This is a genomic window from Cognatilysobacter lacus, assembly GCF_008274655.1.
In the GTDB taxonomy this organism is placed as follows: Bacteria; Pseudomonadota; Gammaproteobacteria; order Xanthomonadales; family Xanthomonadaceae; genus Cognatilysobacter; species Cognatilysobacter lacus.
In genome coordinates this window covers 1-3,729 of the sequence record NZ_VTRV01000198.1, presented here as the reverse complement: position 1 = coordinate 3,729, position 3,729 = coordinate 1, and the positions used below count along the sequence as shown (strand labels likewise).

At 62.1% G+C, this 3,729-nt stretch carries 3 protein-coding genes; all 3 read left to right on the top strand.

Annotation, left to right across the window (positions count from 1 at the left end; genetic code table 11):
• Window positions 1-1,378: 1,378 nt before the first annotated feature.
• The 3 genes from FW784_RS12980 to FW784_RS12970 all read left to right on the top strand — a co-directional run bounded on the left by FW784_RS12980 (window position 1,379) and on the right by FW784_RS12970 (window position 3,659).
• Window positions 1,379-2,089, top strand: a complete 711-nt coding sequence (locus tag FW784_RS12980) for a hypothetical protein (RefSeq protein ID WP_149353752.1) — start codon at window positions 1,379-1,381, stop codon at window positions 2,087-2,089.
• A 431-nt stretch (window positions 2,090-2,520) separates the two neighbouring features.
• Complete coding sequence (locus FW784_RS12975) at window positions 2,521-2,766, top strand: hypothetical protein (RefSeq protein ID WP_149353751.1); 246 nt, start codon at window positions 2,521-2,523, stop codon at window positions 2,764-2,766.
• Between the two features lie 626 nt (window positions 2,767-3,392).
• A complete protein-coding gene (locus tag FW784_RS12970; protein ID WP_149353750.1) occupies window positions 3,393-3,659 on the top strand; it encodes a hypothetical protein in 267 nt (88 codons plus the stop codon).
• The last annotated feature ends 70 nt before the right edge of the window (window positions 3,660-3,729 follow it).

Genomic DNA, 3,729 nt, shown 5'->3' with positions numbered 1-3,729 from the left:
CGCCAGGGCCGGGGCCTAACAATTCGTCCAAGCCGACGCCGCTTCGCGGCGCGGCTTAACTCAGGTGTTAGGCCCCGGGATTCGGAGTTGAGCGCGTCGTGCGCAGGCTGCAGCTCCACAGCGCCTTGCAATCTCGTTCGGCTCGCGTTGTCACGTTAGCGGACGCACCAGCTCAGTCCGGTCTTCGGGTGCACCAGCAACCCTCCTCGCCCCTACCAGCATCCCGCTCAACGCTTCGGGCGCCAGCTTCGTTCGGCTCTGCTGGCCCGTGTGGTCCCACCTGCCGTAGCATCGCCGCAGCCGTTGGGCCTTTGCCGTGCAGTTCCACGCCGGGCCGGGGCCTAACAATTCGTCCAAGCCGACGCCGCTTCGCGGCGCGGCTTAACTCAGGTGTTAGCGCCCACACCGGAAAGCAGTCCGGCGTTTGAATGGGTCTGCCGCGATTGAGTTCTTCTCGCTTGTGGCCAGGTTCGCGGGATACATCCGGAACAGCCGCAACATGTCGGCCGTTGTCGTGGCGCTCGTCGGCTTCCGGCTTCGCCGCAACATTCAAGCATCGCCTTTCGTGCAACACTTTGTCCTCGGGGAGCAGCAGGCTCATATCCGGGCGTGTGGGCTCTAACAAGTCGTTCAACCCGACGCCGCTTCGCGGCGCGGGTCAACTCTGGTGTTAGGCCCCGTAGTGCAGATTTTTGGCGTCGTGCGCAGGTTGAGCTTCCCATGCGCGGTGCAGTTCCAATCCTGCTTCGTCGTCGCGACTGCGCTCCTGCACGCTCTCCCCGCCTTCGGCCGCAACGGAGGCTTCGGCATCAGATCCCGAGCGAGCCGAGGCAAACGCTTCGGGCGGCCGGACCTCTCGGCTGTACTGGCCCGTGTGGTCTCACCTGCCGTAGCATGAGCTGCAGGTGTTGGCTCCTCCCCGTGCAGTACCTCGCCAGGGCCGGGGCCTAACAATTCGTCCAAGCCGACGCCGCTTCGCGGCGCGGCTTAACTCAGGTGTTAGCGCCCACGTCGGGATGCAATGCGGTTGTCGGGCTAAACGCTCCTCGAGCTTCCAAGCTCATGGCCGCATCAGCGTGTGGGTGCACGGCTGCAAGCTCGCGCCGCTCCTGTCTCAACGCTACCGGTGGTCTTCCGAACGGCGGCGCCAACTTACCGGCCATATCCGTTCCGGCGCCATCACCGCCCTCCCCGTTCGGCGCGCCTGCGGCGCCCCGCTCCGTCTATCTCGCCGGTCTCGCTCTTCGTGCCAGAATCCAGCCACGTGGAGCAGCGGGCCAGTATCCCGGCGCGTGGGCTCTAACAATTCGTCCAAGCCGACGCCGCTTCGCGGCGCGGCTTAACTCAGGTGTTAGATGGCTATGACGGTATCCCGCCCATGAAGCGAAAGGCGCAAGTAGACGTCCCCGCCCGCTTTAGGCACACGCCCCTATTGGACCTGCTCGCGGATGCCGCTTACCACCATCAGCTGGCCAAACAGCATCCGCAGGGCTACGAGGCGTCTCGCTCTGCACGCGCATCGGTCGTAGCGTCATGCCTGAGCATCGAATGCCTTGCAAATTGCCTGCTAAGTACTATCGATGTAAACGGGCCGCTTGCCAGCGAAGTGGACAAGATGTCAGCGCTAGGAAAGATCGACATCTTCTTACTGCTAAGAGGCCTCGAGGCGATAGACCGCGGTGGCAGCGCAGCACAACAAGCCGCAGAGCTCATTAAGGCTAGAAATGACTATGTCCATCCGAAAATCAGCACATTTCCCGCCGACCTAAAGCCCTTCGAGGAAAGTGAAACGCACTTTGTCCTGCCGTTTACTGTAAACGCCGAGTTCTGGCCGGCATTGAAGATTCCCAAGCAGTCGTTGGTGTGGGATAGCACGGCGTCTGGTCGCGCGCTACGTGCAGTCGCCTCCTTCTTCTCATCGATCCTGATTGATCGGCTCGGAGCCTCCAAGGACGACCTTGCAAAGCTGATAATGCCCAGAGTCGAGTTCGCTCATTTCGCAATGCCGGCCGTCTACGAGGAATACGTAGTGGAACTCGGCAAGCTGGCAACTGATCAGATCGACTTCTCCTTCTTGCAACTGCAATGAGCGCCATCTAACAATTCGTCCAAGCCGACGCCGCTTCGCGGCGCGGCTTAACTCAGGTGTTAGCGCCCACGCCGGGGTGCAGTGCGGTTGTCGGGCTAATCGCTCTTCGGGTTTCGTAGCTCGCGGCGGCATCTGCACGCAGGTTCACGGCTGCAAGCTCGCGCCGCAGCGAGTTTCCAGGTCAGCGCCGCAAACAAAGCAGCGGCGCCAACTTGCCGTCCACATTCGGTCCGGCGCCGGCGCCGTCCTCGCCTTTCGGCGCGCCTGCGGCGCCCCACTCCGACTGTCTCGCGGGTCGCGCTCTTCGTGCCAGAATCCGGGCACGTGGAGCAGCGAGCCAACATCCCGGCGCGTGGTCTCTAACAATTCGTCCAAGCCGACGCCGCTTCGCGGCGCGGCTTAACTCAGGTGTTAGGCCCTAGGAAAAAGGTATGCGCGCGCTCGCTTTCGTCATCTGGGTAATCGTCGTCTTCCTGGCCCTGATGGGTCTGCTCACCTTTGCCATGGCATCGTTCCTCCCGCAGACCTACACCCCGGAGCAACTTGGCTACGCCGTCGGTCGCTGGCTCTTCCTCCTTTTGCCGGCGAGTCTGATACTTGTCTCCGTGGCATTCGCGAAATGTTGGCTTCCTGGCTCGCGCGGTGGCGCCACTGATGCATCCGGGCCAAGGGCCTAACAATTCGTCCAAGCCGACGCCGCTTCGCGGCGCGGCTTAACTCAGGTGTTAGGCCTCATGGGAAACTGCGACGCATGCGAATAGGTTTACTCGCGGTCTGTGTGCTGGGATGGTCTGTGCTGATCTCCGGCTGCAGCCAGCACGAACTTGCGTCTCTCCAAGTCGCTGCGGGCGCCAATGGGCCGGATATGGCGTCTGTCAGCTATCTCCAAACGCGGCAGGAGGCGGACGCCTCTTGGTTGCCCACCGCATTAGGTCCCGCACGGTATCGGGCAGCTATCTCCCGCGTAGATTTCTCAAGCCAAATGGTTGCGGCGTTTGCGTCGGGAGAGCAAGAGAACTTCAGCGGAACAATTCGCATCTCACGCGTCTACGAGTACACGGGGGTGGCGAGCCGGCCGATAAACATCCTCGTGCAGGTCGGCGTTTCCCCTAAGGAGTGCTTTGGCGCAGCTAAGTCGCGACCGTTCGCGGTGGCGGTCGTCGAGCGGCCACCACACGTCAGTTCCGACAAAGGCTACGATGTCCAGAGCTCGGCCTCGCCCTGCAGTGCGGCACTGAGGCCTAACAATTCGTCCAAGCCGACGCCGCGACGCGGCGCGGCTTAACTCAGGTGTTAGGCCGCTATGGATCGTTCGTTGTTCGTGAGAATTTTGATTGCCATCTTCAGTGCCGGCTGGCTGCTGCCGCTGACCTTCGGTGTGGACACCTATCTGAGCTTCTGGCAAGTCGAGGGTTGGCCGTTGTTGCGCGAACAGCATCCGCTGAACTCCGCGCCCTTCTTCGGTATCGCTGCCACCAGCTTCCGTATCGCATTCGCGTGGCTTGCGGCCGTCATCGCCTTCTGGTCGTATCTCGCGTATGGCTTGTGGTGTCGTCGCACCGCGGCCTAACAATTCGTCCAAGCCGACGCCGCTTCGCGGCGCGGCTTAACTCAGGTGTTAGGCGCCACAGGTAGCTCAA